This window comes from Streptomyces sp. NPDC096205 (assembly GCF_044763135.1).
In the GTDB taxonomy this organism is placed as follows: Bacteria; Actinomycetota; Actinomycetes; order Streptomycetales; family Streptomycetaceae; genus Streptomyces.
The window spans coordinates 410,881-436,131 of sequence record NZ_JBIWFS010000003.1; the positions used below are offsets into that span (position 1 = coordinate 410,881).

Here is a 25,251-nt window from a genome sequence, read left to right on the forward strand (position 1 = left end):
CCCGGGGCCGGGATTCACCGACCCGCGCGACTACTCCTCCGTGCCGCCGAAGCGCTCCTTGTACGTGGCCAGGTCCTCGTCCGTGAGCTTGGCGAAGAGGACCGGCGGGACGGTGAACGGGGTGCCGGCGGGCACGGAGGTGAGGGCCTTCGCCTCGTCCTGCGAGACCCAGGTGGCGGTGTCCTCGGTGAGGGAGAAGGCCTGGCGCATCGCCGCGGAGGTGGACGGGATGAACGGCTCGGAGACCACCGCGTAGAGGTGGATCAGGTTCATCGCGGTGCGCAGCGTGAGGGCCGCGCCGTCCTTGTCCGTCTTGATCTCCAGCCAGGGGGCCTTCTCCTCCAGGTAGGAGTTGCCGGCCGACCACAGGGCGCGCAGCGCGGCCGCGGCCTTGCGGAACTGGAGGGCCTCCATCTGCTCCTCGTACTCGGCGAGCAGCCGGGCGATCTCCTCGCCCAGCCGCGCCTCCGCCTCGCCGGGCTCGCCGCCCGCGGGGACGTCGTCGCCGAAGCGCTTGCGCGAGAAGGACAGCACGCGGTTGACGAAGTTGCCGAGGGTGTCGGCCAGGTCCTTGTTCACCGTCGCAGTGAAGTGCTCCCAGGTGAAGGACGAGTCGTCCGACTCCGGGGCGTTGGCGATCAGGAAGTAGCGCCAGTAGTCGGCCGGGAGGATGTCCAGCGCCTGGTCGGTGAAGACACCGCGCTTCTGGGACGTGGAGAACTTGCCGCCGTAGTACGTCAGCCAGTTGAAGGCCTTGACGTAGTCGACCTTCTTCCACGGCTCGCGCACGCCCAGCTCGGTGGCCGGGAACATCACCGTGTGGAACGGGACGTTGTCCTTGGCCATGAACTCCGTGTAGCGGACGGTGTCGTCCGCCTCGTACCACCAGGACTTCCAGTCCCGGTTCTCCGGGTCCTGGTCCGCCCACTCCTTCGTCGCGCCGATGTACTCGATCGGCGCGTCGAACCAGACGTAGAAGACCTTGCCCTCGGCCGCCAGCTCCGGCCAGGTGTCCGCCGGGACGGGCACGCCCCAGTCCAGGTCACGGGTGATGGCGCGGTCGTGCAGGCCCTCGTTCAGCCACTTGCGGGCGATGGAGGAGGCCAGCTGCGGCCAGTCCGCCTCGTGCCGGGCGACCCAGGCCTCGACCTCGTGCTGCAGCTTGGACTGCAGCAGGAAGAGGTGCTTGGTCTCGCGGACCTCCAGGTCGGTGGAGCCGGAGATCGCCGAGCGCGGGTTGATCAGGTCGGTGGGGTCGAGGACCCGGGTGCAGTTCTCGCACTGGTCGCCGCGGGCCTTGTCGTAGCCGCAGTGGGGGCAGGTGCCCTCGACATAGCGGTCCGGGAGAAAACGGCCGTCCGTCGGCGAGTACACCTGGCGGATCGCCCGCTCCTCGATGAAGCCGTTCTCGTTCAGCTTGCGGGCGAAGTGCTGGGTGATCTCCCGGTTCTCCGGCGACGAGCTGCGGCCGAAGTAGTCGAACGCCAGCGCGAAGCCGTCGTAGACCGCCTTCTGGGCGTCGTGCGCCTGCGCGCAGAAGTCCGCCACCGGCAGGCCCTGCTCCTTCGCCGCCAGCTCGGCCGGGGTGCCGTGCTCGTCGGTGGCGCAGATGTAGAGGACGTCGTGGCCGCGCTGGCGGAGGTACCGGGAGTACACGTCCGCCGGGAGCATGGACCCCACCATGTTGCCCAGGTGCTTGATCCCGTTGATGTACGGAAGGGCGCTGGTGATGAGGTGTCGAGCCATGGCTTGGCTGCTCCCAGGTCGGTTGTTTTTCGAACCTTGAAATCGTAGCCGACATGGGTGGGCCGCCCGCTTCCCGTTTTGAGGGGTGGGAAGGGGCGGCCGCGGGTTCTTTTCTTTCCGGTTCTTCTGTTACGGCTTCCAGGTGGCGAGTACGCCGGTGTAGAGCTCGGCGTCGGTGAGCTCGCGCGGGGTGGGGCCGGCGTGGAAGAACGAGGTGTTGCCGGTCTTCAGCTTGCGGAGGTAGTCGAAGGCCTTGTTGTCGTGCTCACCGAAGGCCACGAAGGCGAAGTGGATGTGCGGGTGGTTCTTCGCGGCCTCGGTGAGGGACTGGGTCGCGGGGGTCTTCGCGTCCGGGGCGCCGTCGGTCTGGAAGATCACGAGGGCGGGGGTGCCGGGGGCGGCGTGCTTGTCGTGGTGGGCCACGACTTCCTCGACGGCCACGTGGTAGCTGGTACGGCCCATGCGGCCGAGCTCGGCGTGGGTGTCGTCGATCTTCGTCTCGTGGCCGGGGGTGAGGGTGAGGTCGGTGGTGCCGTCGAGCTCCGTGGAGAAGAAGACGACGTGGACCGTGGCCTCGGGGTCGAGGTGCGCGGCGAGGGCGAGGGTCTGGTCGGCGAGGGCCTGGGCGGAGCCGTCCTTGTAGTACGGGCGCATGCTCGCGGAGCGGTCCAGCACGAGGTAGAGCTTTGCTCGGGTGCCGGTGAGGCCGGTCTTCTTGAGCGTGCCTGTGGCTGCCTTGTAGGCGGTGGCCAGGGAGGGGGCGCGGCTCTTGAGGCGGCTGAGGGGGAGGGCGGGTTCGGGCTTGGCGTCGCCGTCTGCGGCTGCGGGGTCCGGGGTGGGCTGCTCGGCCTCGGCTTCGCCTTCGGCCGTCTCCGGATTCCCACCCGCACCGCCCGTGCGGCTTTCGTCGTCGGCTGCCGGTGGCCCCTGCGGGGCGGTCCCGCCGTCGGCGGCCGCGGGCTCGGGGGCGGGCTGCTCGGCCTCGGCTTCGCCTTCGGCCGTCTCCGTCTTCCCACCCGCACCGCCAGTGCGGCTTTCGTCGTCGGCTGCCGGTGGCCCCTGCGGGGCGTCCTCGCCGTCGGCGGCCGCGGCCTCGGGCTCCGCCCGCTCGACCTCGGCTTCGCCATCGGCCACGGCCGTCGGCTCCGGCTCCGGCTTCTGCTCCGACTCCTGCTTCGAGCCCTGCTCGACCACTGCCACCAGCGCCGCCAGTGCCTCCGGGTCGGGCTCGAACACGGGCTCCGGCTCAGCCTCCGGCTCCGGCTCCGGGCTGGGCTCGGGCGCAACCTGCGCCTCCGGCTCCGGCGCGGGCTCCGTTTCAGCCACCGCCACAGGCTCGGGCTCCGGCTCAGCCGTCACCGTCGGTTCCTCGGCCTTGACCGGCTCCTCGGCCTTGACCGGCTTCTCCGTCTCGACCGGCTCCTCACCCGTCGCCACGTCCTCTTCCGACCGCGCCGGCCGCGGGACGGCCACCTTGGCGAAGGCCGCTGCGACCAGCTCGTGTTCCTCGGAGTCGTCCGTGGAGGAGGAGGTGCGGGGTTCGGGGACCTGAGGGTCCGGGGTCGTCGGTTCGGGGGTTGCGGGTGTCGGGTTCGTACCCTCCGGGTCGGCGTGGCGGGATTTGCGTGACCGGCCGAATGTGTTCCGCAGGAGAGTGAGAATGCCCATGTGCGCAACCCTTCGCGTGAGTTGTAGCCCGTCGATCGCTGGCCAGGACGGACACGTAAGGTTAGCGGCACGGGATGACGATCATGGGGAGGGGCGGAATCCTGCCGCGGAACAGGCCCGGACCTCCCCCGCCGCGATCCCGAAAACCTCGGCTCGACCTGCGGGGCCCCGTGCGCATCGACCCATAATGGGCGCATGTCGCGCGAGTTCCCCCTCAGCCTCACCCCTCCCGACTGGCTGGTGCGGAACCTGCAGTCGCAGCCGGTCGCGCCCATGAACAAGGCGGCTGTGGCACGGGCGGCGCTCGCGATGACGTTGCCGCTCGTCATCGGTCTCGCGGTCGGGCAGCCTGCGTACGGGGCGCTCGCGTCGATGGGGGCGCTGTCCGGGGTCATCGGTGACACGGCGGACGCCTACCGGATGCGGATTCTGAACATCGCGATCCCGCAGGCCTTCGGTGCCGTGGGGATCACGCTCGGGTCGCTCGTCTTCGGGCACGGGTGGGTCGCGGTCCTCGCCGTCACCGGCATCGCGCTCGTATCCGGGATGATCTCCACCATCGGGGCCGTCGCCTCCGTGTCGGGGCTGCTGCTCCTGCTGAACGCCGTCGTCGGGGCCGGGCTGCCCATGCCCGGCCAGTGGTGGCTGGCGCCGCTGCTGATGACCGGCGGCGGGCTCCTCGTGCTGGTGCTCGCCCTGCTGGCCTGGCCGCTGCGGTCCGGGGTGCCCGAGCGGGACGCCGTTGCCGACACCTACCGCAGGGTCGCCGAGCTGCTCGCCGCCTGCGCCACCGACGGCTACGACGACGCCCGGCACGCCGTCACCCAGTCGCTGAACCAGTCGTACGACCTCGTCCTGGCCCGGCGCGCCCGCCACCACGGCCGCAGCCCCGATCTGACCCGGCTGCTCGCCCAGCTGAACTCCGTCATCGCCGTGGTCGAGGCGGCGCCTGCCGCTCATCTGCGGGGCAAGCCGCTGCCCGTCGAGGTGCCGGAGGCCGTACGGCATCTCGCCGAGGCCGTGCGGACCGGCTACACCGGGCCGATAGCGCTGGGTCTGCCCGAGCCGGCCGACGAGACCAGCCGGGCCGTCGACCACGCCCTGCGGCACACGGCCGAGGTCGTCACCGCTCCGGACGTCGACCCGTACGCGCTCGACGACCGGCTCGGCCGCCCCGCCGCGCTGCGCAGCAGGGCCGCGCAGGCCGCCCGCAATGTGATGCTGTCCGCCGCGTCCTGGCGCTACGGGCTGCGGCTCGCGCTGTGCATCGGCATCGCCCAGGTACTGGTGTCGATCATCCCGGTGCCGCGCTCCTACTGGGTGGCGCTGACCATCACCTTCGTCCTCAAGCCGGACTTCGGCTCGGTGTTCTCGCGGGCCCTGCTGCGCGCGCTGGGCACCGTCGGCGGCCTGGTGATCGCGGCGGCCGTGCTCGCGGAGGTGCCCCGCGGCTGGTGGGACGTGCCGGTGATGCTGGTGCTCGCCCCGCTGATCCCGGCCCTGACCCCGCGCGGCTACGGCTATCAGACCGCGGCCATCACGCCCGTGATCCTGCTCCTGTCGGACGTCCTCAACCGCCAGGGCACCGGGCTGCTGCTGCCGCGTCTGGTGGACTCCCTGATGGGCTGCGCGATCGCGCTGGCCGTGGGGTATCTGCTGTGGCCGGAGAGCTGGCACACCCGCGTCGGCGACCGCCTCGCGGACGCGGTCGCGGACACCGCCCGCTATGTGGAGTCCGCGTTCGGCGACACCGTCGAGCCCGCCGCCCGCGCCCGGATGCGCCGCCGTCTCTACCGCGACCTGTCCGTCATCCGTACGGATTTCCAGCGCGCCCTGACCGAGCCGCCGCCCACCGGGCGCCGGGCCGCCGCCTGGTGGCCGCTGGTCGTGGCCGTCGAACGCATCGTGGACGCGACGACGGCGGCGCGGGTCCGCGTCAAGCACGGAGCCGCGCCGCCGTCGGAGGCGGAGATCGCCCAGGTCATCCTTCAGCTGCGGGAGCTGTCGGAGGGCGTCCGCGAGGCGGAGGTCCTGATCGCCGTCCGCACCGACCTCACCGGCCCGGCGGACAGCGTCCTGGAACGCCTGAGGCAGGAAGTGGCGGCGGCGAGGGCAATCGCCTCACCTCGCTGACCTTCTTTCAGGGGCGCGGGGAACTGCGCGACCAGCCACGAACAGCCCGCAGCCGCCGGACGTCAACAGCCACCCCTTCGCGAAGGCGACCTTCACATCCCGATATCAGATCCGTCCTGACGCCATACGGCGACCACAGCAGGCCGATTGATCTTCCCCGGCCCATCAGGCCAGGCCGACAGCGGCTTCTCGGCCGTCGCCCCGTCGATCTCCCCCGGGTGCTGCACAGCGACGACCACCCGCCGGCTCTGCACCAGCGGACCGCAGGTCTCCGCCCCCGCGGGCACGGTCAGGAACTGCTTGAGCTCACCGCGGCGCGAGCCACGCGTGGCCACACCGAAGAGCCCGTCGTGCGAGCCCAGCTGGTTGCCGTCGGTGGAGATCCACAGGTTGCCGTGCGGGTCGAAGGCCACGTTGTCCGGGCAGGAGATCGGGCTGACCTGGTCCTTGGGGAAGCCCGCGAAGTAGGTGGCGGGGTCGTTCGGGTCGCCCGCGACCAGGAACAGCTTCCAGGCGAAGGTCCGGCTCTCGGCGCGGTTCCAGCGCTCGGTCAGCTCCAGGACCTGGCCGTGCTTGTTGCCGATGCGCGGGTTGGCCTCGTCGACGGGCGCGTTGCCGGTGGTGCCGCGGCGGGAGTTGTTGGTGAGGGCCACGTACACCTTGCCGGTGTGCGGGTTGGGCTCGATGTCTTCGGGCCGGTCCATCTTGGTGGCGCCGACCTTGTCACCGGCGAGGCGGGTGAAGACGAACACCTCCTCGGCGGTCATGCCGTCCACGTGCGAGACGGCGCCGTCGGCGGTGGCCGTGGCCAGCGGGATCCACTGGCCGGAGCCGTCGAACTCGCCGTCGGCGGGCAGCTTGCCGGTGCCGTCGATCTCGAGGGCGGGGGAGTCACCGGTCAGCTTGGCGACGTACAGGGTGCCCTCGTCGAGCAGCGAGAGGTTGTGCTCGCGGACCGCGCGGGACGTGCCCTTCTTCATCCGCTTGGCGGAGACGAACTTGTAGAAGTAGTCGAACCGCTCGTCGTCGCCGGTGTAGACGACCGGGCGGCCGTCGTCGGTCAGCCGGACGGTGGCGCCCTCGTGCTTGAAGCGGCCCAGCGCGGTGTGCTTGCGGGGCGTGGAGGTCGGGTCGTACGGGTCGAACTCGACGACGTAGCCGAAGCGGTGGACCTCGTTGGGCTCCTGGGCGACGTCGAAGCGCTTGTCGAAACGCTCCCACTTGCGCTCGGTGGGGCCGGCGACCAGGCCGTAGCGCTTGTCGGTGGCCCGGGCACCGTTGGCGAAGTACTGGTTGAAGTTCTCCTCGCCGTGCAGGGTCGTGCCCCACGGCGTCGTACCGCCCGAGCAGTTGTTGAGGGTGCCGAGGACCCTGGTGCCGGTCGGGTCGGCGGAGGTCTTCAGCAGGTCCGAGCCGGCGGCGGGGCCGGTCAGGCGGAAGGCGGTGGTGGCGGTGACGCGGCGGTTGAGCGGGTGCCGGGTGACCGGGACGAGCCTGCCGTCGGCGCGGTTGCCCTCGACGACGACCGCGGACAGGCCGTGCGCGGCCCAGGCGATCTCGACCTGCTCCTCGGTCGGGTTCTCGGCGTCGTAGCCGGGGAACATCAGGATCTCGTCGGTGTACTCGTGGTTGGCGACGAGGACCTGTCGGCCGGGCTCACCGGGCAGCGGCAGCAGGGAGAGGAAGTCGCAGTTGTAGCCGAACTGGCCGGCCTGCGCGGCGGCGCTCTGCTTGGTCGCGTCGAAGGCGGGGGCCCCGCGCAGAATCGGTTCGCCCCAGCGGATCACGATGTTCTGCGCGTAGCCCTCGGGGATGGTGACCTGGTCGGCCGTGTTGGGCGCGACCGGGGTGAAGCGCAGACCACGCGCGGCCCGCGCGGCGGGCTTACCGACAGCCGTGGCGGCCTGCGCCTTCGGGGCCACGGCGGCACCGGCGGCCGTACCGGCGGCAGCGGCCGCGGTGACGACGGCCGCGGCGCGCACCACGCTACGACGGCTCAGCGCGCCCGCGATGACATCGCCGACGTAGTCGTTGCCGCTGGTGTTGGGCACCTCGTGGAAACAGGCGTCACCGCAGCGGAAGCGGCAGGTCAGGGCGGAACGGCCGCCCGGATGCGACTCGTTCGACGTTCTGATGATGGGCAGCTGAATGCGCACGTGGTTCTCCCCTGGCTTCCCTTGGACTCAGCTCGTCGGACGCTAGGAGCACGTTTGTGCGGGAGCGGGGACTGGGAGTGAACCACTGGTGAACGCGGCCCGTCCGAAAGGAGCTTGCTCAGCCGCCGTCCACCCGCGCCAGCAGCTCCGCCAGTGCCGCGTTGAACTCCTCGGGCCGCTCCAGGTTCGGCATATGGGCGGCGCCCTCGACGATGTGCAGGACCGAGTCGGCCAGGGCGGCGTGCAGGGCCTCGGCGTCGGAGACGGGGGTGTACTCGTCGTCGGTGCCGACCACGACCAGGGAGGGGACCGTGACGCGGGCGAGCACGGGGCGGTAGTCGGGGCGTTCGGCGCGGCCGCGCAGGGCCGCCGCGGCGCCCTGGGGGTCGGTGCCGGTCATCATGCGGTGGACATGGGCCTTGACGTCCGGGTGGGCGTAGGGCGCGACCATCTTCTCCAGCACGTCGTCGGCGTATCCGGCCATGCCCTCGGCCAGCAGCCGGTCGGCCATCGCGTTGCGCCCGCGCCTGCCCTCCTCCGTCTCGGGCTCGGCGAAGGTGTCGGCCAGCAGCAGGCCGCGCACCCGGTCGCCGAAGACGTCGAGGCAGGCCATCGCGATCTGGCCGCCCATGGACAGGCCGCCGAGGACGAAGCCGTCCACCTTCAGCTCGTCCAGCAGCTCCTCGATGTCCCGGGCGAAGAGGGACAGCGGGGTGATGCCGGGCACGACCGGAGAGGCGCCGTAGCCGCGCAGGTCCGGGGCGATCACCCGGCGCCCGGTCGAGAACGCCTCGATCTGCGGGGTCCACATCGTGCGGTCGAAGGGGTGGCCGTGGACGAGGACGAGCGGGGTCGCGGAGGAATCGCCGCCTTTGTCCTCGTATGCAAGGAAGAGTGCCATGGCTGCGACCCTAGGCGGCCCCAACTCCTCGGCGCAATAAGATCTTTGCCCTCGGTGCAATGCCGAGGCAGTGCCACATCATGGGTCTCATGGACGACTACCGGCGCATCGCCGACCGCATAGCCGCCGACATCGCCTCGGGGCGGCTCGGTCCCGGGCAACGGCTGCCCCCGCAGCGGCAGTTCGCGCGCCGCCGCGGCATCGCCGCGTCCACCGCCGGACGGGTCTACGGCGAACTCGTGCGGCGCGGCCTGGTGGTGGGCGAGGTCGGTCGCGGGACCTTCGTGCGGGCCGCGCCACCCACCGCGGGCGGGCGCGCCCTCACCGAGGCCCACACCTCGGCGCCCGTGAACCTGGAGCTCAACTACCCCTCCGCGCCGGGCCAGTCCGAGCTGATCGCCCCGGCGCTGGAGGCGCTGCGCCGGCCCGACGTGCTCGCCGAGGTGCTGCGGCCCGCCGCCGCGACCGGCACCGGGGCCGCTCGCGAGGCCGCCGCCGCGCTGCTGGCCGCGCCCGGCTGGCGCCCCGACCCCGGGCAGGTGCTGTTCGCCGGCAACGCCCGCCAGGCCATCGCCGCCACCCTTGCCTCCCTGGTGCGGCCCGGCGGCCGGGTCGGCGTGGAGGAGCTGACGTATCCGCTGGTCAAGGAGATCGCAGCCCGGCTCGGCATCCACCTGGTGCCCCTCCCCTGCGACGAGCAGGGCCCGCGCCCCGACGCGCTCGCCGCCGCCCATCGCCGGGCCCCGCTGTCCGCGCTCTACCTCCAGCCGACCCTGCACAACCCGACCTCGCGGACCATGAGCGAGGAGCGGCGCAGCCAACTCGCCGCCACAGCATCCGGCTTGGGGACGGCGATCGTCGAGGACCGCATCTGGTCCTTCCTCCGCCCCGGCTCCACCCCGCTGGCCGCGCACGCCCCGCACCTCACCCATGTCGTGGACGGGCTGTCCAAGCGGGTCGCGCCGGGGCTGACCGTCGGCTTCCTCGTCGTCCCGCCCGAGCGGGTGCCGGCGGTCGCGGCCGCGCTGCGCTCAGGTGGCTGGGGCGCGGGCCGTTTCGCCCTGGAGGCGGCCGTACGGTGGTGCGCGGACGGCACCGTGGAGCGGCTGGTCACGGCCAAGCGTGCGGACGCGGCCCGGCGGCAGCGGCTGGTCGCCGAGCAGCTCGCGGGCTTCACCGTACGGTCCGACCCGCAGGCTTATTACGCCTGGTGGGAGCTGCCCCCGCCCTGGCGCGCGGACACCTTCGCCGCGACGGCGGCCGCGCACGGCATCGCCGTCACCCCCGGCCCCGCCTTCGCCGTCGACCCGGCCCGCACCCCGGACGCGGTCCGGCTGGGGCTCGCCTCCGCGCCCGAGGAGGCGCTGGTGCGGGCGCTGCGGACGCTGGCCGATGTGGCGCGAGCGGGCCCGCCCGTCAGGGCACCCGGCGCGCCCGCCCCGCGTACCGGGTGAGCCGGGCGAGGCCCGCCACCGTCAGGCCCAGCGCCAGCAGCAGCCAGGACACCGTGCGCAGCGTCGCGGTCAGGGCGTCGTAGACCGCGCCCGCCGCCGCGGCGGAGACCTCGGCGGGCAGGTCGGCGACGGTGAGGTGCCGCCCGACGGCCACCGCCACGCCGAGCAGCGCGCCGCCGAGGGCCGTGCCGAGGGCCGTCGCGGTGACCGCGCGGCGGCGGCAGGCGGCGACGGCGATCCCGGCGACGGCGAGCACGGCCGCCGCCGACGGCAGCCAGAACGCGGCCACCTCCAGCGCCCGGAACCCCTCGCGCATCCCGGCGAGTTCACCGGCCGGCACGACCGCCACCTCCCGGTGCGCGACCGGGATGTGCTGCGCCAACGCGACGTGGTCGGCGGCCAGTTGGTGCTTCACGCTGGCGGCGACCGGCGCCAGGTCGACCGTGACCGGGCCGGTGTCCTCGCCGTGCAGGGCGCGCAGGACGGCGCCGTGCGTGGAGCGGTTCGCCTGGTCCCAGCCCGCGCGGAAGGCGTCGGTGCCGGTGAAGGACCGTACGGCCTCCCGCAGTTGCGGTTGCGCGACCGTGAGGTGCAGCTCGCGTGCCAGGCCCTGCCCGACCGTGTCCGCGAGCGCGTCCTGCACGGCCGGGTCACCGGCCAGCGGCTCCATCGCGCGGACATAACGGCCCGTGTCCGCCAGGCCGTACGCCGCCCAGGCCGCCAGCGCGCCGAACGGCACCAGCAGACAGGACAGGGCGATGAGAGCGGCCGACAACGCGGTCCGCAGGCGCAAAGACACCCTTCCAGGCAAGGCCTCCGGCGCCGCGCGCGCCAGCGGTCCGCAGCCGAACGGGTGCACACCGGGTGCGCACCCCTGTCGAACTGGGCGTTCCCGCCTCCGGTGGAGCGTTCACCCGAACGGGTGTTTCCTGGAGTTGGGGAAAGGAGGCCGATCATGCGCACCACTTTGGCCCTGCGGACCCTGACCGCAGCCCTGCTCGCGGGTGCCTCACTCGCCGTCACGGCGGGAGCCACGGCAGCAGCGGCGGCCCCACCGACGTACGCCGGCCAACTCCCCGGCGACCACGACGGCGACGGATCCCACGGTCCGATCCGGGGCACTGTCGTCTCCCGCACCGCGCTCAACGTGCGGATGGCACCGACCACCCACGCGCCCGTCGTGGACCGCCTCTCGCCCGGCAGCCAGGACCGCATCAAGTGCAAGGTCATCGGGCAGAGCGTCAACGGCAACCCGTACTGGTACTGGCTCGTCGGCGCCCAGGGCTGGGCGAGCGCCGCCTTCGTCGAGCCCGACCGGCACCATGTGCCGACCTGCGCGGACCCCTGTCCCGAATGGAAGGACGGCCGCTGGAGCAACTGGAACGACCCCTTCGAGGGCGCCTCCTGGAGCGCGTCCGGGTCGTGGAGCGTCTCCGGCTCATGGAGCTGGAGCGTCACCGGAGCCTCGTCGGACGGCTGGGAACGGGTTCCCGTCGTCCGGTGAGTGGAGGGATGAGGGAAACGTGGACCCCGGTGGCCAACACCACCGGGGTTCACGGTTGCCCGCGGGAAGTCAGCGGATGCGACGTCCCGCCGCGTCCTCGTGCGTGTAGTAGCGGTAGAAGAGGATCACGAACACCGTCGCCGCCACCGCCAGCGCCATGCCGGTCGAGCGCAGCGCGGTGTTCCCGGCCTGGCTGTACATGAACCCGAAGGCGGAGCCCGCGAACGCCGCCCACAGCAGCGCATGCAGTTCGCGCTTCATCAGCGGGGCCAGTGCCCACAGGGCCACCCACAGCGCCATGAACGCCAGCGCGCTGACGAAGCCCAGCAGCAGGTTCCAGCCGGTGATCTCGCCGCCGCTGCGGTTGTTGGCCGCGACCCAGTAGCCGTAGACCAGTCCCAGCGTGACGGGGACCGCCCACTGTGCGATCCGGTGGGTACGCGCGCTGAACACGTCCGGAGTCCTGGACGGGGTGGTGTAAGGCGTCCTGGTCGCCGTCCTGGAGGTACGTCCGGGGCGTCCGGGCGCGGGTGCCGCATGAGCCATGAGAGCACTCCTCTCTCTCCTCGCCCCCGCCTTCAAGGGCACACCCCGTACGGCCCGAAGGCAAGTCGGCCCGTAGCGGAGCGGATGCGGGGCGTGCGGGCCCGTGTTTCGCTGGGGCCGTGAGCGGTGCCGTGGGTCGTCCGGTGAGTGGTGGCGGCGGGCAGCGGCTGCTCGACCGGTATCCCCGGGCCGGGCGGCGGGACGCCGTGCAGCGGCACCAGCTGCTCCGGGTCCGCGGCCACAGCGTCGCCTGGCTGCCCCCGCTGCTGCTGCTCGCCGCCGTCGTGGGCGCCGACTACGTGACCGGCCCCGACTTCCGGATGATCTCCTGGGTGGTGCTGGTGCCCGGCATCGCCGCCGCGATCTGCGGCATCGCGGGCACGGCCGCCTTCGCGGTGCTCGCGCCGATCGTCTACCTCATCGCCGACGCCCTGCTGCCCCACCAGTACGACGCCGGAGCCGCCGACCTGGTCCTGGCCGCGCTCGGCGGCATCCTCGCCACCCTCGCCTGTGTGGTCCGGGTGCGCGGCGAGGAGCACATCCTGCGGATGCGGGACATCGCCGAGACCACCCGCCGCACCGTGCTGCGCCCCCTGCCGCCCGGCTTCGGCGGCCTGGAGCACGCCGCGGTGTATCTCGCCGCGGACACCGACGCCCGCGTCGGCGGCGACTTCTACGACATCCAGCCCGGCCTGCACGGCACGCGCGTGCTCCTCGGCGACGTCCAGGGCAAGGGCCTGACCGCCGTCGAGACGGCCGCCGCGCTGCTCGGCACCTTCCGCGAGGCCGGTTACCACGAGGCCGACCTGCGCACGGTCGCCGAACGCCTGGAGACCCGGATGATCCGGCACCGCGGCCACTACGAGGAACTCGGCTTCCCCGACGGCGACCGCTTCGCCACCGCGGTCCTGCTGGGCTTCCCCGAGGACGCCCCGGACGCCGTCGACGTCGTCGTCCTCGGCCACGAACCCCCGCTCGTCGTCGGCCCGCGGGGCGTGCGTGCCTTCCCGGACGCGGACAGCCTCCCGCTCGGCCTCGGCGAGCTGGCCGCCGCCGCGGGACCCCCGCCGGTGCACCGGGTGCCCCTCGCCGCCGGGGAGACCGTCCTGATGACCACCGACGGGGTCACCGAGGCCCGCGACGCGGCCGACTGCTTCTACCCGCTCGCCACCGAGGTGGCCCGCGCCGTCGCCGCCGACCCGCGCACCGCCGAGCCGTCCCGCCTGGTCGCCTACGTCCGCGACGGCACGCTGCGGCACTGCGGGGGGCGGCTGGCCGACGACACGACGGTGTTCGCCGTGCGCAGGCGGGCGTAAGGGACGGCCTTCCGCAGCGGCACCCGATGGCCACCCGTTACGGTGAGGGCGCGGTAGGTGATCGACAGGGGAGGGACCATGCCCGGAACCGTGCTGCTGCTCGCGGCCTCGCCGGTGGGCCGGGGACGGCTGGTGGACGCGGCGGCGGTGCTGCCGGTCCTCGCGGCCGTCGCACCCGCCGTGCTGTCGGGCACCGACACCGCCAACGTCGTCGAACTCGCCGATCCGCTCGACCCGCAGGCCGTGCTGACCCGGCTCCGCGCGGCCGCGGCGGCCCCCGGCCCGCTCACCGTGTTCGTCGCCGGCCAGCTCCAGCTCGACCGCCGCCAGCGCCTGCCCCACCTCGCGCTCGCCCGCACCACCCCGGCGACCGTGCGCTACACCGCCCTGCCCTGGCACTGGTTCCGCGAGGAACTGCGGCTGCGCCCGCCGGGCACCACCACGCTCGTCCTCGACCTGCACGCGGACACCGAGTCCTGGGAGCAGTTGCGGGACCGTCCCCTGGACTGCGGTCGCGGTACGGAGGTGTACGGCAGGATCGCGCCGCCGCCCAGGAGACGGAGCGTGGGGCGGCCGTCGTACATGAGGGCCGTGGCCACGGTGCTGCGCAGCGGGCACCGGCCGCCGCTGGAGCGGCTGCACGAGGAAGCGCTCGGCAGGGTGGCCGGGGAGGAGCCCGCCGGCCTGGAGCTGCGCACACCCGCGCCCCTGACCGGGGGCGACCCGCACGCCGCGATCACCGCCGCCGTCCAGGCCGGCCGCCACACCGACGCCGACGCGCTCGCCGCACGCTGGGAGGAGGCCGCCGTACGGGCCCACGGGCCCGGGTCGGCCGAGGCCCTGCACTGGACGGAGGTCCGCGCCGACCTCGCCATGCTCGCCGGGGACCCGGTGCGCAGCTGCCGCACCTGGCTGACGGTCGCCGCCGCCCGGCTCGCCGCCGGGCAGGCCCCGGACGCCCCGGAGGTCGAGTCCGCGGTGGACCGCGCCCATCACCAGTGGGGCCGTATCGACGACGGAGCGCGGGCCCGTGAACTCGGTCCCGCGCTCGTGGAACTGCGCTCCAGGGTGCCCGGCCGGCGGCAGGGCGCCCTGGAGGACGTACGGGGGCGGCTGGGCCGCCTGATGTCCGACCAGTTGGTGAAGTAGAGGTACTTCCACCACTCGGATGGGGGTGCACAACGGGCCGCCGGCGCGGGACCGCGATATCCCGGAGGCAGGGGGATGCCCCTGCCTCCGACCGAAGGACGTGCCCGCCATGGCCAACCTCGCCGTCGATTTCACCCAGGGTCTGAACGACGCCTGGTCGAAGATCGCCACGTTCGTGCCGAAACTCGTCGCCTTCCTGGTCATCCTGGTCATCGGCTGGGTCATCTCGAAGATGATCGCCAAGGTGCTGGACCGGGTCCTGAGGAAGGTGGGCTCCGAGCGGTTGTCGGAGCGGGCCGGGACCGAGCGCCTGCTGCGGGACTCCAAGTACGACATGACCGGGATCATCAGCCGGATCGTGTACTTCGCCCTGATGCTGATCACCCTGCAACTGGCCCTCGGCGTCTTCGGCCCGAACCCGGTCAGCTCGATGATCAACGGCATCGTCGCCTGGCTGCCCCGAGGCATCGTGGCCGTCGTCCTGGTCGTCGTCGCCATGGCCATCGCCAACGCCGTCCGGTCCATCGTCGCCAGTGCGCTGTCGTCCGTGTCCTACGGCCGTACGGTCGCCACCATGGTCTGGGCCGCCATCGTCGCCCTCGGCGTGATCGCCGCCCTCGGCCAGGCGGGCATCGCCACCGCGATCACCGGGCCGATCCTGTATGCGGTCCTCGCCACGATCGTCGGTGTCGTGGTGGTCGGTGTCGGCGGCGGCATGATCATGCCCATGCGGCAGCGCTGGGAGCGCTGGCTGACCACCGCCGAGCGCGAGACCGCGCAGGCCCGCGGCGGCATGTCCGCCTACCAGGCCGGCCGCGAGGACGCCATGCGCAACCAGCCCGCTCGCGAGCGCACCGACATGGGCATGGACCGCGGCATGGAGGGCCGGCGCGACATGCCGCCCGGCTCCACCGAGATGTGACTCAGTCCTGGGCCTTACGAGGCTCCGGAAGCAGGCCGTGCCGCTTGACCAGCCACGTGATGGCGGTCAGGCGGCACACCGCGTAGTCGTGCCCGACGGGCTCGCGCCAGTCCATCTCGCTCAGCGCGTCCAGAAAGCCGAGCGCGTAGTCCGAGAGGTGCTCGGGGTGCGGCGGCTGAGGGCTGAGGTCCGGCGTGGCCGCCCCCAGACGCTCCCTGAGTTCCGCCACGTGCTGGTCCACCGCGGCCGTGAAGGCAGGCTCGAACGCGAACTCCGCGAAGCGGGGCCCGTACGAGGTGCTGATTCTGGCCAGAGGAGACATTCCTCCAAGGTAAGGGGGAGGCAGGTGGGTGCAGAGGGTCTTTTGTCGTGATTTTCGTTACGGCGATTTCCTGGTTTCCGCACACGTGGTGAAATGGCCTCGTTACGCTGGGTTGCATGGTCCATGTGCGCGAACTTGACCCCAATGCCTCTCCCTTGGACTACTTCGGCTACGAGCTGCGCCGCAAACGGGAGGCGGCCGAGCTGACGCAGAAAGAGCTGGGGGGTGTCGTCTTCTGCACGGGCTCCCTGATCGGGCAGATCGAGACCGCGATGAAGGTACCGACGCGGGAGTTCGCCGAGCGGGTGGATGCCGCGTTGATGACCGACGGGTTCTTCTCGCGGTTGGTGGGGCTGGTGCTGAAGAGCCAGTTGCCTAGCTGGTTCCAGCCGTACGCCGAGATGGAGGCGAAGGCGGCTTACATCTCGACGTACCAGGCCCAGGTCGTCTACGGGCTCTTGCAGACGGAAGAGTACGCACGGGCGCTGCTGGAGACTGGCCTTAAGGGCAACGTCGATGAATCGGTGGCCGCACGAATGGAACGCCAGCGGATTCTTGAGCGGGAGCAACCGCCCTTGGCGCTGGTGGTGTTGGACGAGGCCGTCCTGCACCGTCCGATCGGCAGCCCCGAGATCATGCGCAGGCAACTCGACCACCTGCTGAGCTTCCGGAACCAGCGCTGGGTCCGGGTCCAGGTGCTCCCCTTCGAAGCAGGTGAGCACGCCAGCCTGGCTGGTTCGTTCAACCTTCTCCGCTTCGAGAAGAACCCCGACCTCGTCTACACCGAAGACCTCATCGCGGGCCACATGACGGCCAACCCGGAAACCGTCCGGGAAGCCGCCCTCCGTTACGCTTCCGTGCAGGCCTCGGCCCTTTCTCCGAGGGACTCGGCCGCACTGATCGCTCGCGTGATGGAGGAACGCTATGGGGAGCAGCTCGGACCTGACGCGTGCGCAGTGGCGTAAGTCGTCCTACAGCGGCAACACCGGAGGTGATTGCGTCGAGGTTGCCGATCTCACCCCGGCCGCCATTGCCGTACGCGACTCCAAGAACCCCGCTCACGGCGTGCTGACCCTCACCGCCACCGCCTGGGGCGATTTCCTGACGGGTCTCAGCGCAGCCACCAAGTAAGGGAGTTGGTCGCCGCCGCGCGGGCGCCCGGGGCTCGGAGGGACGCCGAACCGTCGGAGACCGTCGCCCTGATGGTGTGCGGACCAGACCCTCGTACGCCCAGTTCCAAGGGCGTGGCCGAGAGGTCGTTCGTCGCGCGGTCGACCCGCTTGCCGTCGGCGTACCAGGTCAGCGTGGGCGCGGCGAGGCCCGTCACCGGAGCCACGTCGACCTTCACGCGTGTCGTCCGCGTGAGCGGCGCTGTCGTCGGGGTCGGGGACGTCAGTGCGTCCGCGTGGGCGTAGAACCCGGCGATCATCGCCTCACGGCCGACGAGGTTGAACTCGGTGGAGGCGAGGGTGCGCATGATCGAGGTGTCGGTCGGGCGGAAGATGCCCGTCTCGTAGTAGCCGCCGCCCTCGTACGTGCCGATGACCGAGCCCGTGGGGTCCTGCTCGCCCAGCCAGCGGTACCACTTGGCCGTACCGAGGTCCCGGTAGGTCGTGAGGTTGACGGTGGCCGGCTCGGGGTCGGGGTAGGCCCCGTAGCCCGCGTACTGGTACTCGTCCGCCAAGTTGCCGATGGAGTGGCCCAGTTCATGGGCGCCGATCAGGTACGAGCGCTCGTTGTCCGAGGACATGGTCGCGATGCCTCGGTACGTGGCGTTGTCGGGCGGGGTGTCGAAGGTGTAGCCCGCGCCGCCGTACTTCGTGGAGTTGGCGATGACGAAGACGATGTCCGCCGCCGGGGCCTTGTTGGCGTAGGTGGTGACCGCGTCCGGGTTCACGCAGAGCAGGCGCTCGATGTCGTCGCAGAAGAAGTAGGAGCCGAGGGCCGTGTCGCGGGTGACGTCGGCGGTGGGGTCGCCGGTGACGCCCGGGTCGGCGGAGGCGGCCTCGACGAGCCAGATGTTGAACAGGCCCCGGTAGCTGCGGTACGGCTCGATCGCGAAGATCTCCTCCAGCTTCTCGCGGGCGTCTGCGCTGAAGTCGCCCTGCTGGGAGGCCGTGTAGCCGTCGCCCATGACCACCAGGTCCAGGCGTCCCGAGGTCGGGCCCGTCTGCTGGAAGGGCGTGACCGGGGTGGTGGCGATCGGGGCGTGCGGCTGCGTGGGAGCCCTGTTCGTGCGGACGTCCGTGTGATGGGGGCGGCCCGCCGTGAAGTACTCCACCTCGTGGACGTCGCCCGGATCCCCCGCCGCCTGGGCCGGTACGGCGCTCCCGGCCGCGATCAGTGCCGCTGTCGCGGCGATCCCCGCGCCGAGGGAGGCGATCCAGCGTGTGCGCGTGCTGTTGCGTATGGGCACGGCGACCTCTCGATAGAGAATGGTTAACTGCGCTTAATCGGTCGCTTAAGTTAGGGGCTCTGCCCGGCAAGGCACAAGGGAAGGGCGGGAGTTGGCATGATGAAGTCCATGCCCAAGAGGGACGAGCCCGAGGTCATCGGCAGACGCGTGCAGGCGCTGCGGCGTGAGCGGGGGCTGACACAGCGGCAGTTGGCCGAGCCCGTCTACACGCCTGCCTACATCTCCACCCTGGAGGCCGGGCGCGTACGGCCCTCCGACGACGCCCTGCGGCATCTCGCCGAGCGGCTGGGCGTCGAGTTCGAGGAGCTGGCCACCGGGCGGCCCGCCCGGCTCGCCACCGACCTGCGGCTGCGGCTCACCGAGGCGCAGCGCACCCTCGCCCTGGGGGAGGCCGAGGAGGCCGCCGGGCTCTACGCCGGGCTGCTGGAGGAGACCGAGGAGTACGGGCTCCTCGAGGAACAGGCCGCCGCCCTGCTGGGGCTCGGGGAGTGCGGGCTCGACACCGGGGACATCGCCGCCGCCCGCGAGCACTTCGAGCGGGCCGAGGCCGTGCTCGCCGACGCGCCCCTGCCGGCCCGGGTGCCCGCGCTGCGCGGCCGGGCCGTCGCGCACTACCTCGCCGGTGAACTGCGCTACGCCGTCTACCTGTTGGAGTCCACCCTCGACGAGCTCAACCGGGGCGGCCTGCACGATCCCGACGCCCTGCTGCTGCTCTACACCGGGGCCATCGCGCCGTACATGGACATGGGCGCCCACGCCCGCGCCGCCCAGGCCGCCGAGTTCGCCCTCGCGCTGGCCCCGCAGGCCGGCGACCCGGCGCTCGTGGCGCGGATGCACCGGTCCGTCGCACGGACGCTGCTCGCCGAGGGGCGGATCGCCGAGGCCGACGCCTCGCTCGCCAAGGCCGCCGAGATGTACCGGCAGCTGAAGATTCGCACCGAGCTGGCCAACTGCCACTGGATGCGCGGCTACGTCTGCGCCCAGAACGGCGAGCTGGAACGCGCCGAGAGCGAGCTGCGCGCCGCCCAGGACATGCTCGCCTCGCAGCGGTCCGCCCTCTACAGCAGCCAGGTCACCGTCGAGCTGGCCGACGTACTGCACCGGCGCGGGAAGTCGCAGGAGGCCTCCGAACTGCTTCAGGACGTGCTCGGGGACCTGTCCTCCGAGCGCGGGGCCGTGCACTCGGCGGCCGCCCACCGGCTGCTCGGGATCATCGCCGAGGACGCCCGCGACACCGAGGCCGCCGAGGAGCACTACGTCCGCGCACTGAGCCTGCTGGAGCGGGCCGGGGCGGCCGGGGACCTCGCCGACCTGTGCCGGATGCTCGGGGATCTGCTGCGGCGGACCGGCCGGGTGGAAGCCGCTCTGGACGCGTACCGGACCGGGCTCGGGCACCGTACCGCCCCGGGCACCACCACCCTGGGGCCGGCGCCCGCCCAGCCCCCGCTCTGAGCCCGTGGCCGGCCGTCCTCAGGGGGTTTTGCGTGGCATACCCCGGGTAGTCGGAGGGCGCCTGCGAGCGGTGGAACGATCGCCGGGAAGGAGGGCTCTGCCGTGGGTCACAGCGACGAGCGGGACCTGGCCTGGGCCCTTGACGCGCTGGCGGACGAGGTGCGTCTCGCCGGGCCCGGCGACATGCTGGGCAGGCTGTGCGACGTGGCCGGCAGCCTGCTGCGGATGACCTGCGCGAGCGTGCTGCTGAGCGGCGACGGGATGCCGGTGCCGCTGACCGCGACCGACGAGCGGGCCGCGCAGGTGATGGAGCTCCAGGCCGACCTCGGCGAGGGGCCCTCGCTGGACGCCGCGAGCACCGGGACGCCCGTCCTCGCCCCGGACCTGTCGGCGGGCCCGGACGTGGAACGCTGGCCCGTCTTCGCGCCCCTGGCGACCACCCTCGGCGTGCAGGCCCTGTACGCGCTGCCGCTCGGCTGCGACCCGTACTGCGTCGGCACCCTCGACCTGTGCCGCGACATCCCGGCCGAGCTGTCCGCCCGCGATCTGCGCACCGCACAGCTCATCGCCGGAGTCGTGACGGTCGCCCTGACCACCCTGCAGTGCCAGGACGAGTACGCCTACGACGGCGAAGGAGGCCCGGAGGACGGCCGGCGGGCGCCCTGGCTCGGTGAGCTGGCCGCCGCGCACGACACCGTCCACCAGGCCGTCGGCATGATCATGGCCCGGCTGCGGATCGCCGCCGACGAGGCACTGGCCCGGCTGCGCGCCCACGCCTTCGCCCGCGGCCGCACCCTGCCGGAGGCGGCCCGAGACATCGTGGCGCACCGAGAGCGCTTCGAGCCGGACCTGTCGATGTAGGGCCGGCGTCGCCGGGGCCAGGACGCGGAAGTCCCTCGCAGCCGGCCTGCTCCGAACGACAGGCCCGTAGCTCACACCTGCACGCGTGCCTGGCGGCGGACCTCCGCCAGGCGGCGGGCGCCCAGATCCACCACCGCGTCGACCGCCTCGGGCGGTACGTCGCCCAGACCGCCGCCGGTCACCGTGAACGCGTCGTCGCCCACGCGCACGGCCGCCGCGAGCAGGGTCAGCGTCACCGGCTCGTCCCCCTCCTCGTCCGTCACCGTCACCAGCAGGCCCTGCCGGGCGTCCCCCGCCTCCGGCAGCGGCAGGTCCGAGACCGTCACCTGCAGCGCACGGTCCCGTGCCGCCTTCGCCGTGAACCCGGAGCACGTGTCCGGCAGCGTCGCCAGCCACTCCAGCGCCCGGTCCACCTCCGCCCGGGGCCGCACGGCGACCTGGTGGCGCAGCTGGGCCTCGTCCCAGTCGTCGTCCAGGCCCACCGCGGCCCGGCCCGGCGCGCCCAGCAGCTCGTCGGTGTACAGCGCCTCCAGCAGCCGCGCACAGTCCGGCTGCGCCGCCGTCGCCTTCAAGAACGCGTCCCGCCAGGTCGCCGCCCCCTGCGTCGGCGCCCACGGCTCCCCCAGGTCGGCCCAGCTGACCAGCGCGGCCCGCGCCTGCGCGTCGGTCAGCGCGGCCGGAGCCGTCGGCGAGGGCGGCTGCTTGCTGGGCTTCGCGGAACGCGTGCCGGCGGACGAGGCCGAGCCGGACGGGTCGGCGCTCTCACCCATGACAAGAGCGGAACACGCACTCGTGACCAGCAACGCGCCCGCGCACAGCAGCGAGCCGAACAGGACACGGGAGGAGCCGGGCGACGCATGGCGAGTCATCGAGGGTGCCTCCGGGGGGACTTACGGCAGGGGGACGTAGACCAACGCCACCACCACCCCGCACCCACCACCAGCGCGGCGGTCCGTCCGGGTGAGCCGCCCCGCCCCGAAAGTCCCCTCAGACGTCCCGGGTGGGGAAGGTGCTCGTGTCGATCTCCACGCGCTCGCCCGTCGCCAGCGTGAAGGTGACCGGTTCGCCGTAGGGGATCTCGACGACCCGGCCGTATCCCGAGGCCGGCGGCTCCGACATCAGCGTGACGGCGGGTCGGCAAGGGCGCTCACCTGCCCTCCGCGCGCCCCAGTTCCCGGCTCACCGCCGCCTCGCCCTGGCCCAGCAGGGTCTCCTCCAGGCTCTGGTCGTCGCGGCGGGAGAAGCGTTCGCCGCGGGCGACGTCCTGCTCGGGCAGGACGCGGCCGCACCATTCGCCGCGGCCGGCGACACCGTCGTCGAAGGGGACGGCGGCGCCCTCGCCGAGCGGGGTCCACCGGCCGGCGTCCCAGCGCAGGGCGAGGAGGTAGGTGTGGCCGGGCTCCAGGCGGGGCGCGTCGCCGGTGGTGAGCTCGGTGCGGTTGCCGGTGGCGCGGTAGGTGGCCCAGCCGGGGGCCGTCAGGCGGAAGTCGCGGCCCATCGCGTGCGCGGGGCGTTCGGCGCTCCACAGGACGCCGTCGGTGCGGAAGGTGACCAGGCGGTCCGTCGCGTAGCGCACCGCGCCGGTCCGGTACTCCCGCCTGTTGGTCTCCTCCTCGGCGGTCGGCGACGCCACCACCACATGGTCGGCGTACGTCACCCAGTTGCGGGCCGTCTGGGACGGCCAGGGGTCGTTGCCGCCGCCGCAGCCCACGACCGTCTCCAGGCCCGGCCGGCCCACCACGACGGCCGCCGCGACCGTCGCGAAGGCGAGTCCGGCCAGGACCGGCCGGCCGGCTCCATGACGGCTGAAAGGTGTCGCGCGCACGTCTGATCCCCCTGCTCCCCCGGCGGCAACGGCGTTGCCCGAGAGGAAGACGATCAAACGGCCCTTCCGGTGGCAGGCCCTAGCCGACGGGGCCCTCGACCGTGTCCAGATACAGCCTGACGTAGCGGTCCACGTCGACGTCCAGGGCGACGTCGACGAGGGCCTGCTCGCGGCCGCCGCCGTGGATCTCGGCCTCGCCGGGGCGGGGGCGGCGGTCCACGAGGGTCTGGCCGCGGGTCGGCCCCGGAGCGAGGGACACCTCGACCGGCAGCAGCCGGGTGGTCAGACCCTCCGGGTCGGCGACCGCGCAGACCGCGCCCGCGTCGCCGATGCCGCCCGCCGGGTCGTCGCCGTCCTCGTCGGGGGTGGCCGGGCGGTGGGCCAGCAGGTCGCCCGCCAGCCGCGCCCCGGGCTCCGTGCTCGCCCGCAGCCGCCGTACGTCCGGGCCCGGCACCAGGACCCGCTGGAACACGTCCAGCCCGTACATGGTGATCGGCACGTCCGCGGTGAGCAGCATCGCCGCCGCCTCCGGGTCGTGCCACACATTGAACTCGGCGACCGGTGTGGCGTTGCCGCAGGCCACCGCGCCGCCCATGAACACGATCCGCTCGATGTTGCGGGTGACCTCCGGGTGGGTGCGCAGCAGCAGCGCGATGTTCGTCAGCGGCGCGGTGGGGATCAGCGTGACCGGGCGCGGGGAGGCGAGGATCTCGCGGCGCAGCAGCGCCACCGCGTCCAGCTCCACGGGCGTGCGGGCCGGGGCGGGCAGCCCCAGGTCCCCCATCCCGTCCTCCCCGTGCACATGCCGCGCCGACCGCGGCACCTCGACGAGCGGCCGCCCGGCCCCGCGCGCGACGGGGATGTCGGGCGCCCCGGCCTGCTCCAGCACGATCAGGGTGTTGCGGACGACACCGTCCACGTCCGTGTTCCCGGCGACACACGTCACGGCCCGCAGATCGAGCCCCGGGTGGCGCACGGCGAACAGCAGCGCCAGGGCGTCGTCCACCCCCGTGTCGCAGTCGATGATCACCGGAACGGTCTGACCGGTCATGGCAGGGCTCCTTTCACCGGGCCCGGACACGGGGTCCCTCTGACCGGGACCCTACGCCGCACCCTCACTCCACCAGCGCCATCTCCCGGTCCGTGTTGTTCAGCCGGCGGCCCCCGTCCGGGGTGACGGTCACGATGTCCTCGATCCGCACGCCGAAGCGGCCCGGGAGGTAGATGCCGGGTTCGACGGAGAAGCACATGCCGGGGACGAGAGGCTGTTCCTCGCCCTCGACCATGTACGGCGGCTCGTGGGTGGTGACGCCGATGCCGTGGCCGGTGCGGTGGATGAAGTGGTCTCCGTAGCCGGCGTTCTCGATGACCGCGCGGGCCACCCGGTCGATGAGCTGGCAGGGCACTCCCGGCCGCACCGCCTCGAACGCCTCCTGCTGCGCCTCGCGGACGATGCCGTGGACCCGGATCTCCTCGCGGGTGGGCTCGCCGACATGGACGGTGCGGGTGGTGTCGGAGCCGTAGCCGTCGAGCAGGCCCCCGAAGTCCAGCACGACCATGTCGCCCTCCTGGATCACCCGGTCGCCCGCCTCGTGGTGCGGGTTGGCGCCGTTGGGGCCCGAGCCGACCACCGTGAAGTCGACCTGCTCATGGCCGTGCTCCAGCAGCAGCCGGGACAGGTCGGCCGCGACCTCGAACTCCCTGCGGCCCGCGAACCGCACCGAAAGCAGCTCCTCGTACGTGGCGTCCGCCGCCGCCCCGGCCGCCTCCAGCCGCGCGATCTCGTGCTCGTCCTTCACCGCCCGCAGCATCGGCAGCGAGGTCGTCAGCGCCCGGTACGCCGTCAGCGGCAGCGCCTCCTGCAGGCCCAGCAGATGCAGCGCCCACGCCGAGTCGGACACCCCGTAGCGGCCGCCCGGCCGCAGCAGACCGGCCGCGGCGGCGTACGGGTCCTGGCCGTCGCGCCACTCCGTCATGCGCAGCACGCCCGCGCCGGGCGCGGTCTCGGCGTCGGGCCGCTCCAGCGCGGGCACCAGCAGGCGCGGCTGGGACTCGGGGGCGAGGACGAGCAGGGTGAGACGCTCCGTGAGCGCGGTGGGCTGGTAGCCGCACAGCCACACCATGTCGGGGCCGGGGGTGACGAGCAGCCCGGAGAGCCCGGCGGCGACCGCGTCCTGGGTGGCGCGGCGTATGCGCTCGGCGTAGTCCCGCTCGGTGAACGGCGCCGGCGCCGGTGCCTCGGTCATGGTGTCCGTCCCTGTCCCTGTCCGTGTCCGTGGCCGTGGCCGTCGGCCGTAGGTACGGCCGTACGGGTGAAAACGGCTAGTAGCGCACCGCGCGTGACACCTCCGCGCGGACCTCGGCGTCCAGCTTGCGGTTGCTGCGGGCGGTGGCCGTCTTCTCCTTGCCCGCGGGCACGTCGGAGACGGTCACCACGACGGCGTCCCGGAAGTTGCCGTCCTTGTCCTTGAAGTCGACCTGTACGGCGAAGGACTTGGCGGAGTCGGCGTCGTTCGCCACGGTGACCTGGGCCGTCGCCCGACCGTCGGAGCCGACGGAGGGTGCGGCGACCTCCACGTCGTCCTTGGCGTCGGTCCCGTTCTTGATCTCGTCGAACTTCCGGCCGGCCTCCGCCGTCGCCGAGGCCCAGGCGTCGGTGGCCCTCGATGCGGCCGACTCCACGGCGGAGGCGGCCTTGCTGACGGTCGAGGACGGGCTGTCGTCGTCGGAGCAGCCGGTCAGGGCCGCCGTACCGGCGAGCAGGGCCAGGGCCGCGCCCGCCGCCCGGCGCGTGAGGGAACCGTCCATGTCTGTGCCGCCTCCGTCGGGATGCCTCGCTCTCTCCAGTGAAGTTCGGTGCCGCGCCCCGCGCATGCCGGG

The 25,251-nt window shown here is 72.8% G+C and carries 24 protein-coding genes; 10 read left to right on the forward strand and 14 right to left on the reverse strand.

The genetic code is table 11. From position 1 onward, the window contains the following. Nucleotides 1-30: 30 nt before the first annotated feature. Both metG and ACIQ6Y_RS14160 read right to left on the reverse strand, forming a co-directional pair. Nucleotides 31-1,746: a methionine--tRNA ligase gene (gene metG / locus ACIQ6Y_RS14155; RefSeq protein WP_404037257.1), complete on the reverse strand. Its 1,716-nt coding sequence runs from the start codon at nucleotides 1,744-1,746 to the stop codon at nucleotides 31-33. A 129-nt stretch (nucleotides 1,747-1,875) separates the two neighbouring features. Further along, complete coding sequence (locus ACIQ6Y_RS14160) at nucleotides 1,876-3,414, reverse strand: VWA domain-containing protein (RefSeq protein ID WP_404037260.1); 1,539 nt, start codon at nucleotides 3,412-3,414, stop codon at nucleotides 1,876-1,878. A 195-nt stretch (nucleotides 3,415-3,609) separates the two neighbouring features. On the opposite strand from ACIQ6Y_RS14160, the gene ACIQ6Y_RS14165 reads away from it, so the two are divergent. After that, complete coding sequence (locus ACIQ6Y_RS14165; protein ID WP_404037263.1) at nucleotides 3,610-5,547, forward strand: FUSC family protein; 1,938 nt, start codon at nucleotides 3,610-3,612, stop codon at nucleotides 5,545-5,547. A gap of 92 nt (nucleotides 5,548-5,639) precedes the next feature. Here ACIQ6Y_RS14165 and ACIQ6Y_RS14170 read toward each other — a convergent pair whose 3' ends face one another. Next, nucleotides 5,640-7,703, reverse strand: coding sequence for a PhoX family protein (locus ACIQ6Y_RS14170; RefSeq protein WP_404037266.1), 2,064 nt, complete (start codon nucleotides 7,701-7,703; stop codon nucleotides 5,640-5,642). Between the two features lie 118 nt (nucleotides 7,704-7,821). Continuing rightward, on the reverse strand, nucleotides 7,822-8,604 hold the full coding sequence (locus tag ACIQ6Y_RS14175; RefSeq protein ID WP_404037269.1) for an alpha/beta fold hydrolase: 783 nt from the start codon (nucleotides 8,602-8,604) through the stop codon (nucleotides 7,822-7,824). Nucleotides 8,605-8,693: 89 nt separating this feature from the next. Between ACIQ6Y_RS14175 and ACIQ6Y_RS14180 the strand changes: the two genes are divergently transcribed. Next, nucleotides 8,694-10,058 (forward strand): PLP-dependent aminotransferase family protein, encoded by a 1,365-nt coding sequence (locus ACIQ6Y_RS14180; RefSeq protein ID WP_404037272.1) that lies wholly within the window; start codon nucleotides 8,694-8,696, stop codon nucleotides 10,056-10,058. Here the strand turns inward: ACIQ6Y_RS14180 and ACIQ6Y_RS14185 are convergent. Beyond that, the gene (locus tag ACIQ6Y_RS14185; RefSeq protein ID WP_404037275.1) at nucleotides 10,021-10,857 is read right to left on the reverse strand and encodes a hypothetical protein; all 837 of its coding nucleotides are present in this window, start codon (nucleotides 10,855-10,857) and stop codon (nucleotides 10,021-10,023) included. The genes ACIQ6Y_RS14180 and ACIQ6Y_RS14185 overlap by 38 nt on opposite strands. Before the next feature lie 156 nt (nucleotides 10,858-11,013). Here ACIQ6Y_RS14185 and ACIQ6Y_RS14190 point away from each other — a divergent pair, with 156 nt between their 5' ends. Then, nucleotides 11,014-11,562 (forward strand): SH3 domain-containing protein, encoded by a 549-nt coding sequence (locus tag ACIQ6Y_RS14190; protein ID WP_404037278.1) that lies wholly within the window; start codon nucleotides 11,014-11,016, stop codon nucleotides 11,560-11,562. Nucleotides 11,563-11,631: 69 nt separating this feature from the next. On the opposite strand, the gene ACIQ6Y_RS14195 is transcribed toward ACIQ6Y_RS14190, so the two are convergent. Beyond that, nucleotides 11,632-12,108: a hypothetical protein gene (locus ACIQ6Y_RS14195; protein WP_404037281.1), complete on the reverse strand. Its 477-nt coding sequence runs from the start codon at nucleotides 12,106-12,108 to the stop codon at nucleotides 11,632-11,634. Nucleotides 12,109-12,227: 119 nt separating this feature from the next. Between ACIQ6Y_RS14195 and ACIQ6Y_RS14200 the strand changes: the two genes are divergently transcribed. From ACIQ6Y_RS14200 to ACIQ6Y_RS14210, 3 genes are all read left to right on the forward strand, one after another. Beyond that, nucleotides 12,228-13,424: a PP2C family protein-serine/threonine phosphatase gene (locus tag ACIQ6Y_RS14200; RefSeq protein ID WP_404037283.1), complete on the forward strand. Its 1,197-nt coding sequence runs from the start codon at nucleotides 12,228-12,230 to the stop codon at nucleotides 13,422-13,424. 78 nt (nucleotides 13,425-13,502) lie between these two features. Continuing rightward, on the forward strand, nucleotides 13,503-14,573 hold the full coding sequence (locus tag ACIQ6Y_RS14205) for a hypothetical protein (RefSeq protein WP_404037286.1): 1,071 nt from the start codon (nucleotides 13,503-13,505) through the stop codon (nucleotides 14,571-14,573). 109 nt (nucleotides 14,574-14,682) lie between these two features. Beyond that, a complete protein-coding gene (locus ACIQ6Y_RS14210) occupies nucleotides 14,683-15,495 on the forward strand; it encodes a hypothetical protein (protein WP_404037289.1) in 813 nt (270 codons plus the stop codon). Between the two features lies 1 nt (nucleotide 15,496). On the opposite strand, the gene ACIQ6Y_RS14215 is transcribed toward ACIQ6Y_RS14210, so the two are convergent. Continuing rightward, nucleotides 15,497-15,817, reverse strand: coding sequence for a DUF6401 family natural product biosynthesis protein (locus ACIQ6Y_RS14215; RefSeq protein ID WP_404037292.1), 321 nt, complete (start codon nucleotides 15,815-15,817; stop codon nucleotides 15,497-15,499). A gap of 116 nt (nucleotides 15,818-15,933) precedes the next feature. Between ACIQ6Y_RS14215 and ACIQ6Y_RS14220 the strand changes: the two genes are divergently transcribed. Both ACIQ6Y_RS14220 and ACIQ6Y_RS14225 read left to right on the forward strand, forming a co-directional pair. Further along, nucleotides 15,934-16,782, forward strand: coding sequence for a Scr1 family TA system antitoxin-like transcriptional regulator (locus ACIQ6Y_RS14220; protein WP_404037294.1), 849 nt, complete (start codon nucleotides 15,934-15,936; stop codon nucleotides 16,780-16,782). Continuing rightward, the gene (locus ACIQ6Y_RS14225) at nucleotides 16,742-16,948 is read left to right on the forward strand and encodes a DUF397 domain-containing protein (protein ID WP_404037297.1); all 207 of its coding nucleotides are present in this window, start codon (nucleotides 16,742-16,744) and stop codon (nucleotides 16,946-16,948) included. Before ACIQ6Y_RS14220 ends, ACIQ6Y_RS14225 begins: the two co-directional genes overlap by 41 nt. Here the strand turns inward: ACIQ6Y_RS14225 and ACIQ6Y_RS14230 are convergent. Further along, nucleotides 16,929-18,233 (reverse strand): M64 family metallopeptidase, encoded by a 1,305-nt coding sequence (locus ACIQ6Y_RS14230; protein ID WP_404037300.1) that lies wholly within the window; start codon nucleotides 18,231-18,233, stop codon nucleotides 16,929-16,931. The two genes, ACIQ6Y_RS14225 and ACIQ6Y_RS14230, sit on opposite strands and share 20 nt — an antisense overlap. 108 nt (nucleotides 18,234-18,341) lie before the next feature. On the opposite strand from ACIQ6Y_RS14230, the gene ACIQ6Y_RS14235 reads away from it, so the two are divergent. Together ACIQ6Y_RS14235 and ACIQ6Y_RS14240 are read left to right on the forward strand one after the other, a co-directional pair. Continuing rightward, the gene (locus tag ACIQ6Y_RS14235) at nucleotides 18,342-19,685 is read left to right on the forward strand and encodes a tetratricopeptide repeat protein (protein ID WP_404037303.1); all 1,344 of its coding nucleotides are present in this window, start codon (nucleotides 18,342-18,344) and stop codon (nucleotides 19,683-19,685) included. Between the two features lie 102 nt (nucleotides 19,686-19,787). Beyond that, nucleotides 19,788-20,546, forward strand: coding sequence for a GAF and ANTAR domain-containing protein (locus ACIQ6Y_RS14240; protein WP_404037306.1), 759 nt, complete (start codon nucleotides 19,788-19,790; stop codon nucleotides 20,544-20,546). A 71-nt stretch (nucleotides 20,547-20,617) separates the two neighbouring features. Here ACIQ6Y_RS14240 and ACIQ6Y_RS14245 read toward each other — a convergent pair whose 3' ends face one another. The 6 genes from ACIQ6Y_RS14245 to ACIQ6Y_RS14270 all read right to left on the reverse strand — a co-directional run bounded on the left by ACIQ6Y_RS14245 (nucleotide 20,618) and on the right by ACIQ6Y_RS14270 (nucleotide 25,179). Continuing rightward, the gene (locus ACIQ6Y_RS14245) at nucleotides 20,618-21,415 is read right to left on the reverse strand and encodes a hypothetical protein (RefSeq protein ID WP_404037308.1); all 798 of its coding nucleotides are present in this window, start codon (nucleotides 21,413-21,415) and stop codon (nucleotides 20,618-20,620) included. A 118-nt stretch (nucleotides 21,416-21,533) separates the two neighbouring features. Further along, the gene (locus ACIQ6Y_RS14250; protein ID WP_404037311.1) at nucleotides 21,534-21,665 is read right to left on the reverse strand and encodes a hypothetical protein; all 132 of its coding nucleotides are present in this window, start codon (nucleotides 21,663-21,665) and stop codon (nucleotides 21,534-21,536) included. A gap of 28 nt (nucleotides 21,666-21,693) precedes the next feature. After that, on the reverse strand, nucleotides 21,694-22,371 hold the full coding sequence (locus tag ACIQ6Y_RS14255; protein WP_404037314.1) for a hypothetical protein: 678 nt from the start codon (nucleotides 22,369-22,371) through the stop codon (nucleotides 21,694-21,696). A 79-nt stretch (nucleotides 22,372-22,450) separates the two neighbouring features. After that, nucleotides 22,451-23,422, reverse strand: coding sequence for a nucleoside hydrolase (locus ACIQ6Y_RS14260; RefSeq protein WP_404037317.1), 972 nt, complete (start codon nucleotides 23,420-23,422; stop codon nucleotides 22,451-22,453). Between the two features lie 64 nt (nucleotides 23,423-23,486). After that, nucleotides 23,487-24,617, reverse strand: coding sequence for an aminopeptidase P family protein (locus tag ACIQ6Y_RS14265; protein ID WP_404037320.1), 1,131 nt, complete (start codon nucleotides 24,615-24,617; stop codon nucleotides 23,487-23,489). A 76-nt stretch (nucleotides 24,618-24,693) separates the two neighbouring features. Then, nucleotides 24,694-25,179 (reverse strand): hypothetical protein, encoded by a 486-nt coding sequence (locus ACIQ6Y_RS14270; RefSeq protein WP_404037323.1) that lies wholly within the window; start codon nucleotides 25,177-25,179, stop codon nucleotides 24,694-24,696. Nucleotides 25,180-25,251 lie beyond the last annotated feature (72 nt).

What these genes read in the sequence shown, in the direction of transcription:
- metG (WP_404037257.1), bottom strand. Translation starts at nt 1,746, where the DNA reads ATGGCTCGACACCTCATCACCAGCGCCCTTCCGTACATCAACGGGATC.
- ACIQ6Y_RS14160 (WP_404037260.1), bottom strand. Translation starts at nt 3,414, where the DNA reads ATGGGCATTCTCACTCTCCTGCGGAACACATTCGGCCGGTCACGCAAA.
- ACIQ6Y_RS14165 (WP_404037263.1), top strand. Translation starts at nt 3,610, where the DNA reads ATGTCGCGCGAGTTCCCCCTCAGCCTCACCCCTCCCGACTGGCTGGTG.
- ACIQ6Y_RS14175 (WP_404037269.1), bottom strand. Translation starts at nt 8,604, where the DNA reads ATGGCACTCTTCCTTGCATACGAGGACAAAGGCGGCGATTCCTCCGCG.
- ACIQ6Y_RS14180 (WP_404037272.1), top strand. Translation starts at nt 8,694, where the DNA reads ATGGACGACTACCGGCGCATCGCCGACCGCATAGCCGCCGACATCGCC.
- ACIQ6Y_RS14190 (WP_404037278.1), top strand. Translation starts at nt 11,014, where the DNA reads ATGCGCACCACTTTGGCCCTGCGGACCCTGACCGCAGCCCTGCTCGCG.
- ACIQ6Y_RS14195 (WP_404037281.1), bottom strand. Translation starts at nt 12,108, where the DNA reads ATGGCTCATGCGGCACCCGCGCCCGGACGCCCCGGACGTACCTCCAGG.
- ACIQ6Y_RS14205 (WP_404037286.1), top strand. Translation starts at nt 13,503, where the DNA reads ATGCCCGGAACCGTGCTGCTGCTCGCGGCCTCGCCGGTGGGCCGGGGA.
- ACIQ6Y_RS14210 (WP_404037289.1), top strand. Translation starts at nt 14,683, where the DNA reads ATGGCCAACCTCGCCGTCGATTTCACCCAGGGTCTGAACGACGCCTGG.
- ACIQ6Y_RS14215 (WP_404037292.1), bottom strand. Translation starts at nt 15,817, where the DNA reads ATGTCTCCTCTGGCCAGAATCAGCACCTCGTACGGGCCCCGCTTCGCG.
- ACIQ6Y_RS14220 (WP_404037294.1), top strand. Translation starts at nt 15,934, where the DNA reads ATGGTCCATGTGCGCGAACTTGACCCCAATGCCTCTCCCTTGGACTAC.
- ACIQ6Y_RS14225 (WP_404037297.1), top strand. Translation starts at nt 16,742, where the DNA reads ATGGGGAGCAGCTCGGACCTGACGCGTGCGCAGTGGCGTAAGTCGTCC.
- ACIQ6Y_RS14235 (WP_404037303.1), top strand. Translation starts at nt 18,342, where the DNA reads ATGCCCAAGAGGGACGAGCCCGAGGTCATCGGCAGACGCGTGCAGGCG.
- ACIQ6Y_RS14245 (WP_404037308.1), bottom strand. Translation starts at nt 21,415, where the DNA reads ATGACTCGCCATGCGTCGCCCGGCTCCTCCCGTGTCCTGTTCGGCTCG.
- ACIQ6Y_RS14250 (WP_404037311.1), bottom strand. Translation starts at nt 21,665, where the DNA reads ATGTCGGAGCCGCCGGCCTCGGGATACGGCCGGGTCGTCGAGATCCCC.
- ACIQ6Y_RS14260 (WP_404037317.1), bottom strand. Translation starts at nt 23,422, where the DNA reads ATGACCGGTCAGACCGTTCCGGTGATCATCGACTGCGACACGGGGGTG.
- ACIQ6Y_RS14265 (WP_404037320.1), bottom strand. Translation starts at nt 24,617, where the DNA reads ATGACCGAGGCACCGGCGCCGGCGCCGTTCACCGAGCGGGACTACGCC.
- ACIQ6Y_RS14270 (WP_404037323.1), bottom strand. Translation starts at nt 25,179, where the DNA reads ATGGACGGTTCCCTCACGCGCCGGGCGGCGGGCGCGGCCCTGGCCCTG.